Annotated in this window: 13 protein-coding genes; 5 read left to right on the top strand and 8 right to left on the bottom strand. The window is 64.0% G+C overall.

The features are described from left to right. Positions 1 to 246 precede the first annotated feature (246 nt). The 3 genes from ACLCGK_RS12525 (at position 247) to ACLCGK_RS12515 (ending at position 5,519) form a co-directional block, all read left to right on the top strand. Positions 247 to 2,052, top strand: coding sequence for a phenylacyl-CoA dehydrogenase (locus ACLCGK_RS12525; protein WP_015268701.1), 1,806 nt, complete (start codon positions 247 to 249; stop codon positions 2,050 to 2,052). A gap of 281 nt (positions 2,053 to 2,333) precedes the next feature. Then, the gene (locus ACLCGK_RS12520) at positions 2,334 to 3,617 is read left to right on the top strand and encodes a sensor domain-containing diguanylate cyclase (protein WP_013970563.1); all 1,284 of its coding nucleotides are present in this window, start codon (positions 2,334 to 2,336) and stop codon (positions 3,615 to 3,617) included. A gap of 123 nt (positions 3,618 to 3,740) precedes the next feature. Continuing rightward, entirely contained in the window at positions 3,741 to 5,519 is a 1,779-nt protein-coding gene (locus ACLCGK_RS12515; RefSeq protein ID WP_410952102.1) for an acyl-CoA dehydrogenase C-terminal domain-containing protein, read from the top strand. A gap of 378 nt (positions 5,520 to 5,897) precedes the next feature. Here ACLCGK_RS12515 and ACLCGK_RS12510 read toward each other — a convergent pair whose 3' ends face one another. Continuing rightward, a complete protein-coding gene (locus tag ACLCGK_RS12510) occupies positions 5,898 to 6,821 on the bottom strand; it encodes a LysR family transcriptional regulator (protein ID WP_004375209.1) in 924 nt (307 codons plus the stop codon). A gap of 208 nt (positions 6,822 to 7,029) precedes the next feature. Between ACLCGK_RS12510 and ACLCGK_RS12505 the strand changes: the two genes are divergently transcribed. Next, a complete protein-coding gene (locus ACLCGK_RS12505; RefSeq protein WP_410952101.1) occupies positions 7,030 to 8,310 on the top strand; it encodes an aspartate aminotransferase family protein in 1,281 nt (426 codons plus the stop codon). Positions 8,311 to 8,462: 152 nt separating this feature from the next. Beyond that, the gene (locus ACLCGK_RS12500; RefSeq protein ID WP_009681539.1) at positions 8,463 to 8,621 is read left to right on the top strand and encodes a YqaE/Pmp3 family membrane protein; all 159 of its coding nucleotides are present in this window, start codon (positions 8,463 to 8,465) and stop codon (positions 8,619 to 8,621) included. Between the two features lie 122 nt (positions 8,622 to 8,743). Here the strand turns inward: ACLCGK_RS12500 and ACLCGK_RS12495 are convergent, their stop codons facing one another. The 7 genes from ACLCGK_RS12495 to pqqF all read right to left on the bottom strand — a co-directional run bounded on the left by ACLCGK_RS12495 (position 8,744) and on the right by pqqF (position 16,368). Further along, a complete protein-coding gene (locus ACLCGK_RS12495) occupies positions 8,744 to 10,567 on the bottom strand; it encodes a prolyl oligopeptidase family serine peptidase (RefSeq protein WP_410952100.1) in 1,824 nt (607 codons plus the stop codon). Further along, positions 10,533 to 11,693: a pyrroloquinoline quinone biosynthesis protein PqqE gene (gene pqqE / locus ACLCGK_RS12490; RefSeq protein WP_015268706.1), complete on the bottom strand. Its 1,161-nt coding sequence runs from the start codon at positions 11,691 to 11,693 to the stop codon at positions 10,533 to 10,535. The genes ACLCGK_RS12495 and pqqE overlap by 35 nt, the downstream gene beginning before the upstream one ends. Beyond that, on the bottom strand, positions 11,665 to 11,940 hold the full coding sequence (gene pqqD / locus ACLCGK_RS12485) for a pyrroloquinoline quinone biosynthesis peptide chaperone PqqD (RefSeq protein ID WP_004375207.1): 276 nt from the start codon (positions 11,938 to 11,940) through the stop codon (positions 11,665 to 11,667). Before pqqD ends, pqqE begins: the two co-directional genes overlap by 29 nt. Further along, positions 11,937 to 12,692 (bottom strand): pyrroloquinoline-quinone synthase PqqC, encoded by a 756-nt coding sequence (gene pqqC, locus ACLCGK_RS12480; RefSeq protein WP_410952099.1) that lies wholly within the window; start codon positions 12,690 to 12,692, stop codon positions 11,937 to 11,939. The genes pqqD and pqqC overlap by 4 nt, the downstream gene beginning before the upstream one ends. 155 nt (positions 12,693 to 12,847) lie before the next feature. Further along, positions 12,848 to 13,759 carry a pyrroloquinoline quinone biosynthesis protein PqqB gene (pqqB, locus tag ACLCGK_RS12475; protein ID WP_024086143.1) on the bottom strand — a complete coding sequence of 304 codons (912 nt, stop codon included), beginning with the start codon at positions 13,757 to 13,759 and terminating at the stop codon, positions 12,848 to 12,850. A 78-nt stretch (positions 13,760 to 13,837) separates the two neighbouring features. Beyond that, positions 13,838 to 13,909 (bottom strand): pyrroloquinoline quinone precursor peptide PqqA, encoded by a 72-nt coding sequence (gene pqqA, locus ACLCGK_RS12470; RefSeq protein WP_003243383.1) that lies wholly within the window; start codon positions 13,907 to 13,909, stop codon positions 13,838 to 13,840. A gap of 158 nt (positions 13,910 to 14,067) precedes the next feature. Further along, positions 14,068 to 16,368, bottom strand: coding sequence for a pyrroloquinoline quinone biosynthesis protein PqqF (pqqF, locus tag ACLCGK_RS12465; RefSeq protein WP_410952098.1), 2,301 nt, complete (start codon positions 16,366 to 16,368; stop codon positions 14,068 to 14,070). Between the last annotated feature and the right edge of the window lie 155 nt (positions 16,369 to 16,523).

Genomic DNA, 16,523 nt, shown 5'->3' with positions numbered 1-16,523 from the left:
GCTCAAGAGAACAGACAACAGAACCCCCCTTTCCCCCCTCCCCCTCCCTTCCCCCCCCCCCCCCCGCTCCCACAGGGGCGTCTTTATTTTTCAAGGCTTGGCATGAATGCCATTTTTCGTGGCGCAAATGGCACCATAGTCCATCCTTGACATAAGGCGGAGCTAAACGTAAGTTTCAAACAACTGTTTGATCGACGGCCGCCACGTGCTGGTCACCCCACAGAACTCACCTAGAGGTTCATCGCAATGCCTGATTACAAAGCCCCCTTGCGTGATATCCGCTTCGTTCGCGACGAGCTGCTCGGCTATGAGGCGCACTATCAGAGCCTGCCGGGTTGCCAGGACGCCACGCCCGACATGGTCGACGCGATCCTCGAAGAAGGCGCGAAGTTCTGTGAGCAGGTGCTGTCGCCGCTGAACCGCGTGGGTGACCAGGAAGGCTGCACCTGGAGCGAGTCGGGCGTTAAAACCCCGACCGGCTTCAAAGCGGCCTACGAACAGTTCGTAGAAGGCGGCTGGCCGAGCCTGGCGCATGACGTCGAGCACGGCGGCCAGGGCCTGCCGGAGTCGCTGGGCCTGGCGCTGAGCGAAATGGTCGGCGGTGCGAACTGGTCGTGGGGCATGTACCCGGGCCTGTCCCATGGCGCGATGAACACCATCTCTGCGCACGGCACCCCCGAGCAGCAGCACACCTACCTGACCAAGCTGGTATCCGGCGAGTGGACCGGCACCATGTGCCTGACCGAGCCGCACTGCGGTACCGACCTGGGCATGCTGCGCACCAAGGCCGAGCCACAGGCCGACGGTAGCTACAAGGTGTCGGGTACCAAGATCTTCATTTCGGCCGGTGAGCACGACATGGCCGACAACATCGTCCATATCGTCCTGGCCCGCCTGCCGGACGCACCGGCTGGCACCAAGGGCATCTCGCTGTTCATCGTGCCGAAGTTCCTGCCCAACGCCGAAGGCGGTGTGGGCGAGCGCAACGGCGTGAGCTGCGGCTCGATCGAACACAAGATGGGTATCCACGGCAACGCCACCTGCGTGATGAACTTCGACGGCGCTACCGGCTACCTGATCGGCCCGGCTAACAAAGGCCTGAACTGCATGTTCACCTTCATGAACACCGCTCGCCTGGGTACCGCGCTGCAAGGCCTGGCCCACGCCGAAGTCGCGTTCCAGGGTGGCCTGAAGTACGCCCGTGAGCGCCTGCAGATGCGCTCCCTGACTGGCCCGAAAGCACCGGACAAGGCTGCTGACCCGATCATCGTCCACCCGGACGTGCGTCGCATGCTGCTGACCATGAAGGCCTTTGCCGAAGGTAACCGCGCGATGGTGTATTTCACTGCCAAGCAGGTGGACATCGTCAAGTACAGCCAGGATGAAGAAGAGCGCAAGAAGGCCGATGCCCTGCTGGCGTTCCTGACCCCGATCGCCAAGGCGTTCATGACCGAGGTCGGCTTCGAAGCAGCCAACCATGGCGTGCAGATCTACGGTGGCCACGGCTTCATCGCCGAATGGGGCATGGAGCAGAACGTACGGGACAGCCGCATTTCCATGCTGTACGAAGGCACCACCGGCATCCAGGCCCTGGACCTGCTCGGCCGCAAGGTGCTGATGACTCAGGGCGAAGCGCTGAAGGGCTTCACCAAGATCGTGCACAAGTTCTGCCAGGCGCAGGAAGGCAACGAAGCGGTCAAGGAATTCGTCGAACCGCTGGCGGCGCTGAACAAGGAATGGGGCGAGCTGACCATGAAAGTGGGTATGGCCGCCATGAAGGACCGCGAAGAAGTGGGTGCGGCCTCGGTCGATTACCTGATGTATTCCGGCTACGCCTGCCTGGCCTACTTCTGGGCCGACATCGCCCGCCTGGCGGCCGAGAAACTGGCTGCCGGCACCAGCGAAGAAGCGTTCTACACCGCCAAGTTGCAGACCGCGCGCTTCTACTTCCAGCGCATCCTGCCGCGTACCCGTACCCATGTGGCGACCATGCTGTCGGGTGCCAACAACCTGATGGCGATGGACGAAGAACACTTCGGCCTGTCGTACTGATCCTGCCGCTGTAAAACGAACCCGCCTGCCTTCACCGGCAGGCGGGTTTTTGCATTTTGGGGCTGCACGCGATCCCTGTGGGAGCGGGCGTGCCCGCGAACACCGGCAAAGCCGGTGCCAGCCACCGCGTCGCCTGTTTCGCGGGCATGCCCGCTCCCACAAGCGATAGCGTGCAGGCCGAAACTTCCTGTTCTTCCCTCCTGAAACTCAACTGTTCATGTGCACTGCCGATGAAGTAAGGGCACAATGCCACCATTGATCTGCCGGGTTGGAGATTACCCTTGTTTCGTTTTAACGCTGTTCGCGCGAGTCACTTCCTGCCTTCGCTGATTCTTTTGCTGGCAGGACTCGCCGCGGCCTATGTGAGAGACCTCAGTGTCTTTTTCACATCGCTGTTCAACGTCCTGCCCACCTTGGTCCTGCTGCTGGGTGGCGCCTACTGTGCGGTGTACCGTCGCCAGCGCGAGCTGTTCCTGATGCTCACGGTGTACATCGCCTACTACCTGCTCGACACCCAGACCGACTTCTACCGTGACCATGGCCGCGTTCGCGAGGACGCGGCGGTGATCTTCCACCTCGTGTGCCTGCTGCTACCCGCCCTGTTCGGGCTGTATGGTGCCTGGCAGGAGCGCACCCACCTGCTGCAGGACCTGGTCGCCCGTGGCGCCGTGCTGTTCGCCGTGGGTAGCGTGGCGGTGGCCCTGGAGCAAAGCTACCCCCAAGCACTACTGACCTGGTTGGCGGAAATCCGCTGGCCAACCTTGCATGGCCAATGGATGAGCCTGATCCAGATGGTCTATCCGTTGTTCCTCGGCGTGTTCATCCTGCTGGTGGTGCAATACCTGCGTGCACCACGGCCGCTGCACGCTGCGCAGGTGATGGGCCTGCTGGGCATCTTCTGGATGTTGCCGCAAACCTTCATCCTGCCGTTTACCCTGAACATCATGTGCAGCCAGGTCATGCTGATGATCGCCGCAGCGGTGGCGCACGAGGCCTACCAGATGGCTTTCCGCGACGAACTGACCGGCCTGCCGGGGCGCCGTGCGCTGAACGAGCGCATGCACCGCCTGGGACGCAACTATGTGATCGCCATGACTGATGTCGACCACTTCAAGAAATTCAACGACACCCACGGCCACGACGTCGGCGACCAGGTGCTGCGCCTGGTCGCCAGCCGTCTATCCAAGGTAACCGGGGGTGGCCGTGCCTACCGCTATGGCGGCGAGGAGTTCGCCCTGGTGTTTGCCGGCAAGACCGCCGAGGAATGCGTGCCCCATGTGGAAGCCGTGCGCGAAATGATCGCCAACTATGTGATGCACCTGCGCGACCAGCACAACCGCCCGCAGGATGATACCGCCGGGCGCCAGCGGCGGGCGGGCAGCAGTGGGGGTACGGTGTCGGTCACCATCAGCATCGGTGTGGCGGAGCGCCATGCCGATCATCGTAACCCCGAAGCGGTGCTGAAATCCGCTGACCAGGCGCTGTACAGCGCCAAGGGCGCAGGGCGCAATTGTGTCATGGTACATGGGCAACAAGCGCAGCGAGGGGCGGTGCGCACGGCGTGACCGAATTAGACTGTACGGTCTATTGATGACCCTATGTCTCGTAAAAGTTGTTCGGTTACACTGCCTGCAACCCAGTGTCGCGGTTCCCCGAGACCGCTCCGACCCGACTAGCGAGAGGTTGTCATGGCTGAATATAAAGCGCCCCTGCGCGACATGCGCTTCGTACTGAATGAAGTCTTCAACGCGGCCGAGCAGTGGGCGCAGTTGCCCGGGTTGGCCGAGGTTGTCGATGCCGACACAGCCATGGCCGTGCTGGAAGAAGCCGGCAAGGTTACCGCCAAGTCCATCGCACCGCTCAGCCGTGCCGCCGACGAAGAGGGCTGTCACTGGGAAAACGGCGCGGTAAGTACCCCAGCCGGTTTCATCGAGGCGTACAAAACCTACGCCGAAGGCGGTTGGGTGGGTGTGGGTGGCGACCCGCTGTTCGGCGGCATGGGCATGCCCAAGGTCATCTCGGCCCAGGTCGAGGAAATGGTCAACGCCTCAAGCCTGTCCTTCGGCCTGTACCCGATGCTGACTGCTGGCGCCTGTCTGTCGATCAATGCCCACGCCAGTGAAGCGCTGAAGGAACAGTACCTGCCAAACATGTACGCCGGCGTGTGGGCCGGTTCCATGTGCCTGACCGAGCCGCACGCCGGTACCGACCTGGGCATCATCCGCACCAAGGCCGAGCCCCAGGCCGACGGCAGCTACAAGGTCAGCGGCACCAAGATCTTTATCACCGGCGGCGAGCACGACCTGACGGAGAACATCATCCACCTGGTGCTGGCCAAGCTGCCGGACGCACCGGCGGGGCCTAAAGGCATTTCGCTGTTCCTGGTGCCGAAGTTCCTGGTCAATGAAGATGGCAGCCTGGGGGCGCGCAATCCGGCCACCTGCGGCTCGATCGAGCACAAGATGGGTATCCAGGCCTCGGCCACCTGCGTGATGAACTTCGATGAAGCGGTCGGCTATATCGTCGGTGAGCCGAACAAGGGCCTGGCGGCCATGTTCACCATGATGAACTACGAGCGCCTTGGCGTTGGTATCCAGGGCCTGGCGTCGGCCGAGCGCTCCTACCAGAATGCCGTGGAGTACGCCCGCGACCGCCTGCAGAGCCGCGCCCCGACCGGGCCACAAGCCAAGGACAAGGCCGCTGACCCGATCATCGTCCACCCGGACGTGCGCCGCATGCTGTTGACCATGAAGGCGCTGATCGAGGGTGGCCGTGCCTTCTCCAGCTACGTGGCCATGCAGCTGGACAGTGCCAAGTTCAGCGAAGACACCGCCGTGCGCAAGCGCAGCGAAGAACTGGTGGCACTGCTGACGCCGGTTGCCAAGGCCTTCCTCACCGACCTGGGCCTGGAGTGCGCGGTGCACGGCCAGCAGGTGTTCGGCGGGCATGGCTACATTCGCGAATGGGGGCAGGAGCAACTGGTGCGCGATGTGCGTATCACGCAGATCTACGAAGGCACCAACGGCATCCAGGCCCTCGACCTGATGGGGCGCAAGGTGGTGGCCAGTGGTGGGGCGTACTACCGGCTGTTCTCCGACGAGATTCGCCAGTTCATTGCCAGCGCGGGTAGCGAGCTGGATGAATTTGCCAAGCCGTTGGCTGCCGGTCTCGATCAACTCGACGGGCTGACCGAGTGGGTGCTGGAACAGGCCAAGGGCAACCCGAACGAAATCGGAGCGGCTTCGGTCGAGTACCTGCATGCCTTTGGTTATGTCGCCTATGCCTACATGTGGGCATTGATGGCGCGGGCGGCGAAGGCGGGTGAAGGGGATGAGGCGTTCTATAGGGGCAAGCTGGGTACGGCGCGGTTCTACTTTGCGCGGTTGCTGCCGCGGGTGGATTCGCTGGTGGCTTCGGTGAAGGCGGGGAGTGAGTCGTTGTACCTGCTGGATGCCGAGCAGTTCTGACATTTTTGGGGCTGCTACGCAGCCCTTTCGCCGGCAAGCCGGCTCCCACCTCGACCGCATTGGCTTCAAGTCATGTGCAGTACCTGTGGGAGCTGGCTTGCCGGCGAAAGGGCCGGTACAGGCGACAGATTTGCCAAATTTGGGAATGAATCCCCTTTGTAAGCTTTTTCCTACACGACGCGGTGACTTTTCACCACTGTTCTCAGATTGGATCCACGGCTATTCTTTACCACATGGACGTTGCGCAGGAAGCGCAAAGGACAGATCAAGGACGACGACGAAGGACCACCTGCCAGGATGGCGGGGCGATACGGATGTCACAGGGAAACAGTCTGGAAAACCCCGCTTCGGCGGGGTTTTCTTTGTGCGCGTGTTTTTTCAGCCCAGCACATCCAGCGGTGATGCACCCAACAGGCGGGCGTCCGTCTCTTCCTCCAGCAGCGTGCGCAGCAGCTCCACAGATGCCTGCTGGCGTTGGGCATCGCGGAACACCAAGCCAACCTTCAGCGGTACCCGTGGTTCGCTCAATGGCTTCCACAGCAGCCCCTGGTCATCCTCGGCGGCCTCCTTGGCCCGCCCCGGCAGGATGGTGGCCAGCGCGGTATGGGCCAGGCTGTCGAGAATCCCCGCCATGTTGTTCATCTCTGCCTGCACCTGCGGCCGACGCCCCTGGCTGGCCAGTTGCGCCTGCCAGATCTGGCGGATCTGGAATTCCTCGCCCAGCATCAGCATGGGCAGCTCGGCGGCCTGGCGAATGGACACCTTCTTGAAGTCCTTTAGCGGGTGGGTAGCCGGGATGACCAGTTGCAGTTCATCTTCATAGAGCAGCAGACCATGCAGCCCCGGCTGGCGTGGCGGCAGGTAACTGATACCGATGTCCAGGCTGCCATTGAGCAAGCGCCGTTCGATCTCCAGCCCTGACAATTCGTAGATCTGCACCACCAGGTGCGGCTGTGCCCTGCGCAGGCGTTCGAGCAGCTGCGGCACCAGGCTCGGCCGCACGGTCTGCAGCACGCCGATGGCCAAGGTACGCAGCGACTGGCCCTTGAAGTTGCGCATGGCCTCGTGGGCGCGCTGCAGGCCATCGAGCAACGGCAGGGCGTGGTTGTACAGGGTGTGGGCGGCCAGAGTCGGCAGCAGGCGCTTGTTGCTGCGTTCGAACAGGCTCAGGTCGAGGCTGTGCTCCAGCTGGCGGATCTGCTGGGAAAGCGCTGGCTGGGACAGCGACAGGCGCTCGGCGGCGCGGCCCACGTGGCCTTCTTCATACACCGCGACGAAATAACGCAGTTGGCGAAAATCCATAAGTGATACTTATCGAAAATGCTGGAAAAACGAAATGGTCGAAACCCCTCGCGAGGCCTAGTCTATCGCCGTATTCCAACGGGTTACAGCGATGAATCGATCGATTGTTACTCCGGATGAAAAACACTTTTGATAGGCAAGGCAAAATATCGAGTGCCGCACCAAGACCGCACCGTGACCGCCCCTGTCGTGATTGGTTGGAGCCCTGATGAACCTGTTCAACCTGCGCCGCCCGGCCCCTGCCGCAGTCGCCGAGCCCAAGCGTGCGCCGGTGATCGTGCCGGAAGCGCCACAGCTGTCGCGTGAGCGCCTGATGCCCAGCACCGAACGCGCAGCGCAGGTATTCGTGCGTGGCCAGGGCTCCTGGTTGTGGGACAACGAAGGGCATGCCTACCTGGACTTCACCCAGGGTGGTGCGGTCAACAGCCTGGGCCACAGCCCCAGTGTGCTGGTGAAGGCGCTGGGCAGCCAGGCCCAGGCGTTGATCAACCCGGGCTCGGGCTTCCACAGCCGTGGCCTGCTGGGGCTGGTCAACCGCCTGTGCCAGAGCACCGGCAGCGACCAGGCCTACCTGCTCAACAGCGGCGCCGAAGCCTGCGAAGGTGCGATCAAGCTGGCGCGCAAGTGGGGCCAGCTGCACCGCAACGGCGCCTATCACATCATCACCGCCACCCAGGCCTGCCATGGCCGCAGCCTGGGCGCGTTGTCGGCGTCCGACCCGCTGCCGTGCAACCGCTGCGAGCCGGGCCTGCCTGGCTTCAGCAAGGTGCCATTCAACGACTTGGCGGCGCTGCACGCCGAGGTGGACTCGCGCACCGTGGCGATCATGCTCGAGCCGATCCAAGGTGAGGCGGGTGTCATCCCGGCCACGCAGGAATACCTAAAGGGTGTGGAAACGCTGTGCCGCGAACTGGGCATCCTGCTGATCCTCGACGAGGTGCAGACCGGCATTGGCCGCTGTGGCGCGCTGCTGGCCGAGGAAACCTACGGCGTGCGCGCCGATATCATCACGCTGGGCAAGGGTTTGGGCGGTGGCGTGCCGCTGGCGGCCTTGCTGGCCCGGGGCACGGCGTGCTGCGCCGAGCCTGGCGAACTGGAAGGCAGCCACCATGGCAACGCGCTGATGTGCGCCGCCGGCCTGGCCGTGCTGGATACCGTGCTGGAGCCTGGCTTCTTCACCCAGGTGCAGGACAACGGCCGCCACTTGCGTGAAGGCCTGAGCCGGCTGGCCGGGCGCTATGGCCAGGGCGAAGTGCGCGGGCAAGGCCTGCTGTGGGCCCTGCAGATGAAAGAAAACCTGGCCCGCGAACTGGTGGCGGCTGCCTTGCACGAAGGCCTATTGCTCAACGCACCGCAGGCGGATGTGGTGCGTTTTTCGCCAGCGCTGACCGTGAGCAAGGGCAACATCGACGAAATGCTGCTGCGCCTGGCCCGTGCCTTTGCCCGTCTGCATGCCCAGCAGCAGGCCCGCCGCGAAATGCCAGCCTAGCGGCTTGGTGACATCGAGAATTCTACGAACCGTCTGGCGTTCCTGCGCATCGCCCTTGGCCTGTCTCATTCGGCCCGGGGCGTTTTTTTTGCCTGTTGAACCTCTGTGGCGGACGGCTAGTCTCTGATGTAACCCCTTCAGGAGAGACTCGCATGGACTTTATACGCATCATCATCGCCATCATCCTGCCGCCGCTGGGCGTTTTCCTGCAGGTGGGTTTTGGCGGGGCGTTCTGGCTGAATATCTTGCTGACCTTGCTGGGGTACATTCCGGGGATCGTGCATGCGGTGTACATCATCGCCAAGCGTTAGCCTAACAGGGCCTCATCGCCGGCAAGCCGGGCTCCCACAGGACTGCGCAGCGCTCAAGGCCTGTGTAATACCTGTGGGAGCTGGCTTGCCGGCGATTGGGCTGCAAAGCAGCCCCAAGATGCTCAGCCCCCCAACACCCGGCAATAGAATTTCCATTCTTCTTCCAGCGCATGCGCCAGGTTCTCCGCCTTGCGGAACCCATGACGCTCCCCCGCATAGAAGTGCCCTTCGGCTTCTATCCCGTTAGCCTGCAGTGCCGCCAGCATCGACCGCGTCTGCTCCGGCACCACCACCGCATCCAGTTCGCCCTGGAAGAAAATCACCGGTACCTTGATCTGCCCCGCATGCAGCAGCGGCGTACGCTGGCGATAGCGCTCGGCATCCTGCAGCGGGTCGCCAATCAGCCAGTCCAGGTAGTCCCCTTCGAACTTGTGGGTGGCCCGGCCCAGGGCAACCGGGTCGCTGACCCCGTACAGGCTGGCACCGGCGCGGAACACATCATGGAACGCCAGGGCGCATAGGGTGGTGTAGCCGCCCGCACTACCGCCACGGATGAACGCCTTGCGGCCATCGATCAGCCCGCGTCCGGCCAGGTATTCCACCGCTGCGCAGGCATCGGCCACATCGCTTTCGCCCCAGCGCAGGTGCAAGGCCTGGCGGTATTCCCGGCCATATCCGGAGCTGCCCCGGTAGTTGAGGTCGGCGACGGCGAAGCCGCGTTGGGTCCAGTACTGGATGCGCGGGTCGAGCACGGGATAACAGGCCGAGGTCGGCCCGCCATGGATGAACACCACTAGCGGCGCGGCCCCAGGCGAGCGGGCTGCCGGGTAGAAGAAGCCATGGGCGCGGTGGCCGTCACTGCCGTAGTGGATCGACTGCGGCAGGCTGATATGCCTTGCCGGCAGCACTTCGGCGCCACCAGCCAATACGCTGACCTCGTGGTTGCTGCGGGCGATGGCGATGACCGCCGGCGGGCTGATCGGCGAGGCGGCTATCGCGTACAGGTGTTCTGCATCCATGGCCAGGCTGCGAAAGCGCGTGTAGGCGCTGGCGAAACGCTCCAGGCGGCCATCGGCTGTACGCAGCCCCAGTTGCCCGAAGCCCTCTTCGAACCAGCTGGCCAGATAGCTTCGCGGCCCCAGCGCCAACCAGGTACTGGCGCCCAGTTGCCAGGGGGCTGCGGCGTGGTCCGCCGGTTCGGCAGGCAGGGCCTGCCAACGGCCATCGACCTCGCCCCAGGGTTGCCAGAAGCCATTGCGGTCAGACAGGCAGTAGAGTCGGCCTTCGCTATCGAAGCGCGGCTGCTGCAGCGATTCGTCAGCGCCGGCCACACATTGCGCGGGCCCCCAGTGGCCACTTGCATCACGTGTGCGGCACATCAGCCTGGTGACGGTCCAGGGTTGTGCCGGTCGGTCCCATTCGACCCACGCCAGGCGCTGGCCGTCGGAACTTACCGTAGGCGATGCATAGAAGTCGGCTCCCTCGGCGAGCACTTCGCGGGCTTGTTCACCCAGGGCGACCAAGCGATGCTCGACCCGTTCGCCATGCTGCTCCTCGACCGCCAGCACCAGGCCGTCGTGCCACTGCACATCGCCGTAGCGGCAGCTGGCATCATCGGTCAGGGCGCGCGGTGCTGCGCCTTCCAGGGCCTGGGTATAGACCTGCTGGTCCTTTTCGTTGACGAACAGCAGCCCATCGCCACCCAGGCAAAAGCTGCCACCGCCGTATTCGTACACCCGGCTACGCACGCTGAAGCCATCGGGGGTCAGGCAGCGGGCCTGCTGGTGCTGCCAGTGCCAGATGCGACAGGCACCATCGGCCGGGCGAAACTCGTTCCAGAACAGCCCCGCAGCGCTGACCTTGAGTTCGGCGAAGTCGGTGCCGGCCGCAACAGCCTGGGCCGCGCTGAACTCAGCCGCGGACGATGACACGGGAGTTTCGTTCATTGCGGAAGGTCATCTGTTCAATGGTGAGCTGGGCGCTTTCCGCCTCCTCGCGGGCCTTGAGGATGATGCCGTGGTCGGCCGACTTGGCGCACACCGGGTCGGCGTTGCTGGCATCGCCGGTGAGCATGAAGGCCTGGCAGCGGCAGCCGCCGAAGTCCTTTTCCTTCTCGTCGCAGGAACGGCAGGGTTCGGGCATCCACTCATAGCCACGGAAGCGGTTGAAGCCGAACGAGTCGTACCAGATGTGGTGCAGGTCGTGGTCGCGCACGTTGGGGAACTGCACCGGCAGCTGGCGCGCGCCGTGGCAGGGCAGGGCGGTGCCGTCCGGGGTGATGGTGAGGAACAGGCTGCCCCAGCCATTCATGCAGGCCTTGGGGCGCTCCTCGTAGTAGTCCGGGGTGACGAAGATCAGCTTGCACGGGTTGCCCTCGGCCTTGAGCTTTTCCCGATACTCGTTGGTGATGCGTTCGGCCCGTTCCAGCTGCGCGCGGGTTGGCAGCAGGCCCAGCCGGTTGAGGTGGGCCCAGCCGTAGAACTGGCAAGTGGCAAGCTCGACGAAGTCGGCTTCCAGGGCGATGCACAGCTCGATGATGCGGTCGATCTTGTCGATGTTGTGCCGGTGAGTGACGAAGTTGAGCACCATCGGGTAGCCATGGGCCTTCACCGCACGGGCCATTTCCAGCTTTTGCGCAAAGGCCTTCTTCGAGCCGGCCAGTAGGTTGTTGACCTGCTCGTCACTGGCCTGGAAGCTGATCTGGATATGGTCCAGGCCGGCCTTCTTGAAGTCGGCGATGCGCGCCTCGGTCAGGCCGATGCCCGAGGTGATCAGGTTGGTGTAGTAGCCCAGCCGGCGGGCCTCGCCGATCAGTTCGGCGAGGTCCTGACGTACCAGCGGTTCTCCGCCGGAGAAACCGATTTGCGCGGCACCCATTTCCCGGGCTTCGGCCATCACCTTGAACCACTGTGCGGTACTCAGCTCCTGGCCCTGGGCTGCGAAGTCCAGTGGGTTGGAGCAGTACGGGCACTGCAGCGGGCAACGGTAGGTCAGCTCGGCCAGCAGCCACAGCGGCAGGCCGACTGCGGGCGTGGGCGGTAACTCAGGCGAGGACGATCCAGTGTTCGGCACGGGCCACCTCCATGAACTGCTCGATGTCATCGGCCACTTCCGGGACACCGGGGAACTGTTGTTCGAGTTCGCTGATGATCGCGGCAACGTCGCGTTGGCCGTCGATCAGGCCACCGATCAGGGCCGCGCTGTCGTTGAGCTTGATCATGCCCTCGGGGTACAGCAGCACATGGCCCTTTTGCGCCGGCTCGTACTGGAAGCGGTAGCCGGGGCGCCAGGCTGGCACTTGATTACGGTCGAAACTCATAGGGTGATCCCTTTGTGCCACACCCGTTCCTGGGTGACGGAGTGATAGGGCGGGCGGTTCAGCTCGTAAGCCATGCTCATGGCGTCGAGCATGCTCCAGAGAATATCCAGCTTGAACTGCAGTATCTCCAGCATACGCTCCTGGCCCGCGCGGGTGGTGTAGTGCTGCAAGGTAATCGCCAGGCCATGCTCCACGTCACGCCGGGCCTGGCCCAGGCGGGTGCGGAAGTATTCATAGCCGGTCGGGTCGATCCACGGGTAGTGCTGCGGCCAGCTGTCCAGGCGCGACTGGTGGATCTGCGGGGCGAACAGCTCGGTCAGCGAGCTGCTGGCCGCTTCCTGCCAACTGGCCCGGCGGGCGAAGTTGACGTAGGCGTCCACGGCAAAGCGTACACCGGGCAGTACCAGCTCCTGGGAGCGCAGCTGGTCCGGGTCCAGGCCCACGGCCTGGCCCAGGCGCAGCCAGGCTTCGATACCACCGTCCTCGCCGGGCGCGCCATCGTGGTCGAGCAGGCGCTGGATCCACTCGCGGCGTACTTCGCGGTCCGGGCAGTTGGCCAGGATCGCGGCATCCTTCATCGGGATGTTGACCTGGTAGTAGAAGCGGTTGGCTACCCAGCCCTGGATCTGTTCGCGGGTGGCGCGACCCTGGTACATCGCCACGTGGTACGGGTGATGGATGTGGTAGTAGGCGCCCTTGGCGCGCAGGGCCTGCTCGAATTCGGCAGGGGACATTGGCAGTGCGTCGCTCATTCGGCTGGCTCCTGTATAGCTGAGTCTCGGCTCACCTCGCCCCCTGTGGGAGCGGGCGTGCCCGCGAACACCGGCGAAGCCGGTGCCATACACCGTGTTGGATTTTTCGCGGGCATGCCCGCTCCCACAGGGGGTTGTGTAACTCGCAGACCTTTTTACAACTCGATACTCATGCCATCAAAGGCCACTTCCACACCCCGGCGCAGCACTTCGGCACGCTCGGGTGAATCTTCGTCGAGAATCGGGTTGGTGTTGTTGATGTGGATAAGTACCTTGCGCTGGCGCGGGAAGCCATCCAGCACCTCCAGCATGCCGCCGGGGCCGTTCTGCGCCAGGTGGCCCATCTCGCGGCCGGTGCGGGTGCCCACGCCACGGCGCTGCATTTCATCATCTTCCCACAGGGTGCCGTCGACCAGCAGGCAGTCGGCGCCGTGCATCATCGTCAGCAGCTTGTCGTCCACCTGGCCCAGGCCCGGGGCGTAGAACAGCTTGCCGCCGGTGCGGGTGTCCTCGACCAGCAGGCCAAGGTTGTCGCCCGGGTGCGGGTCGAAGCGGTGCGGCGAGTAGGGCGGCGCGGCGCTGCGCAGGGGGAACGGGGTGAAGCGCAGGTTGGGGCAGGCGTCGATGACGAAGCTGCCTTCCAGCTCGATGCGGTTCCACTGCAGGCCGCCGTTCCAGTGGCTGAGCATGTTGAACAGCGGGAAGCCGGTGGTCAGGTCCTGGTGAACCATGTCGGTGCACCACACCTGGTGCGGGCAACCTTCGCGCAGGCTGAGCAGGCCGGTGGTGTGGTCGATCTGGCTGTCCAGCAGGATGATGGCGTTGATGCCGGTGTCGCGCAGGGCGCGGGCCGGCTGCATCGGCGCAAAGGCCTGGAGCTGGGCGCGGATATCGGGCGAGGCATTGCACAGCACCCAGTGCACGCCGTCGTCGGACAGGGCGATGGACGACTGGGTGCGTGGCGTGGCCCGCAGGGTGCCGTCACGCAAGCCCTTGCAGTTGACGCAGTTGCAGTTCCACTGTGGGAACCCGCCGCCGGCGGCGGAACCGAGAACCTGGATGTACATGGCCACTCTCTCTGCAGAAACCGTAGCGAAAAAACGAAAACGCCCCGGCAGGCCGAGGCGTTGAACCGTAAGCCGGGCTTAGCGGTTGGCGAAGTACATGGTGACTTCGAAGCCGATGCGCAGATCAGTGTATGCAGGTTTGGTCCACATGGAATTACTCCTTCCGGATGAGGGGGTGGGTTTGTCAGCTACTACTTGGGTACCGCCATTGGCTGGAGGTTCCCAAGGTTGGGATTGCGCTATCTTACAAGAAAAATTTGTACCGAAAGGTTAATTATTCGAAAACTCCGTTGCGGTTTTCGTAACAATCATGGGTTTGTACCCAGCCAGGAAGTATCTGGTGCGACTGCGTTGGCAAGGCATAGCCAAGTGGAATCTTTATCGAGCAAGTGGTTCAGCAACTGGTCCAGATCCGTCTGCCGCGTTTTCAGGATAGACCTGCGCAGTGCATCCAGCCTGCCGGGTTGTGTGGCCAGGAATGTCTGCCACGCCCATTCGGCGACTTCCGCGTTGCCCATCGCCGGTTCATCGAATTGCGCGGCCAGGGCCTGACCAGCGGCAGGGGCCAGGGTAACGCCCTGGCGCAGCAAGGTGAGCAGGTGGTCGAGGATCTGTACCTGGCTGGCATGAGGCGACTGGACCCCGAACAGCAAGCCGCCGACCCCCTCGACCTGACGAAAGGTACTGAACACCGCATAGCCGAGTTGCAGTTCTACCCGTAGCCGTTGGTAAACCGGCCCTTGCAGCAACTGCGCGAGCAGACGGCCAGCGGCTTCCATGGCCGCTGGCAGTGGGCAGAACAGCAGCAGGGCATGCTCACTGCCGGGTACTTCGGCATGTTGCCAACGGTGGTTGGCTAAGGCGGGCAGAGGGCCAGGCGCTGAGCCTTGCCCAGGGCAGTGCTGCAGCACGGTGCCCAATGCGTTCAGGGCGCCATCGTCGAAGCCGGCAGCCAGGCCGTGCCAGCGTGCTTGCTGCCACAGTTTGTCGAGATGCGTCTGTGCCAGGGTGCAGGCCGCAGCAGGTGCAGGCGTGGCGCCCAGCACGGCGTCGGGCAGCTGCTTGAGCAGGGCCCGGATGGGAATCAGTGCCGGAGGCTGCGTCGAACTCGGCAGCCAGCTTCCTGCCGGGGGCTTGAGCATCAGTGCCAAGGCCTGTTCCACAGTGCGCAATACCGCTGCCGGCAGCCCGGCGCAGCGCAGTTGCCAATATTCGCCAGCGGTACTGAACTGCAGCTGCACCGATACGCGCTCGCAGCGCTCCTGCAGGGGGTGCAAGGCGCGTTCGAGCAGCACATGCAGGCGCTGGCGCAACGGCGAAGGGACATGCCAGCGCAGGTACAGCGCCGCGTACTGACGAGCACCAGGCAGCTGGTCGCTGACTTTCAGTGCCGCTGGCAGCGGGTGCGGCCTGGCATCAGGCAAGTCGGCCAGGAGCAAGGGGTCGACTGCGGGCATTTGCCAATGCCCATGTGCGCGGCCCGGCAGGCCTTCCAGCAGGGCACGGAGCGCCTGCAAGCCTTGTGTGTCCAAACCGCTGAACGGCTGGCCGGCGCTGTCCCGGCGGGCCAGCTCAAGCGCACTGGCACTGCGTTCGCGGCTTTGCTGCAGCAGCTCGAACTCGGCACTCAATTGCTCAGGGGCGGCCTGGCGGATGAAGCCGAACCAGCCCTGCAACAGGGCATCGGCTTCCTCTGGGCAGGCGTCCTCGCTCAGCTTCAGGTCAATGTGCCACAGCAACTGCCCGGCGAAGGCATACAGCGCCTCGGCCTTGAAGCGTTGCAGCCAACCACGCTGGCGAAGCGCATGCAGCCAGGCGCCCGGGCGGCTATCGCCGAGGCAGGCGATGAGCAACTCAAGGGCCTGCTCGGCACCTGCCGGCAGGTTTTCGTGGCTGAACAGCAGGTGCGTGTCGGTCGCCGATAAAGGCGGTGGCAGAGCTTGTGGCACCCGTTCACCTGTTGCGAACAGCTTGGCATGCTGCCGGCCCAGTAATTCCAGTTCATCCAGCGATTGCGGGCCGCACAGGCTCAGGGTGACCTGGCCGCCTTGGTAGAAGCGCTGGTGAAAGCCACCGAGCGCTTGCTGGAAGGCAGGATCCTGCAAGGCCAGGGTGTGCCGGTTACCGGCATGAAAAGCGCCCAATGGATGGCCGGGCGCTGCCGATTGCAGCAAGGCGAACTGCTGCTGGGCCTGCGGGCTGCGCGACCAGGCAATGAACTCGGCATGGATTACTTCGCGTTCGCGGCGTTGGCGCTCGATACCCAGGTCTGGCTCGGCCAACATCTGGCACAGACGCTCCAGCCCCCCGGCCAGGGAGCTGGGCGGGACCTCGAAGAAGAAGTCGGTGGTGCGTTCGCGAGTGCTGGCATTGACCTGGCCGCCGAGGGCCTGCACGTAGCGCATCAGGCCGTCGTCCAGAGGGAAGCGCGAGGTGCCGAGGAAGAACAGGTGCTCCAGGAAGTGGGCCAGGCCGGGCCATCTGGTCGGCGCGTCGTGGCTACCCGCGTGCACCCGCAGGGCCGCGGCCGAGCGCTTCAGGCGCGGGGCGTGGCGCAGGGTCAGTTGCAGGCCGTTGGCGAGGGTGAGGTGGCGGGTGGCGTCAGGCATGGAAACTCCGGGGCAGGTGTTCATGCTAACCCATTTGTGTTGGCAGGCTTGGCCCTATCGCCGGCAAGCCGGCTCCCACAGGGACTGCACATGCCTTGAAACCGGTGCGGTCGAGGGGGGATCTGGCAAGCCGGCTCCCACAGGGACTGCACATG

The organism is Pseudomonas sp. S1(2024) (genome assembly GCF_046557535.1).
This window is presented reverse-complemented; position numbering and strand designations above follow the sequence as displayed.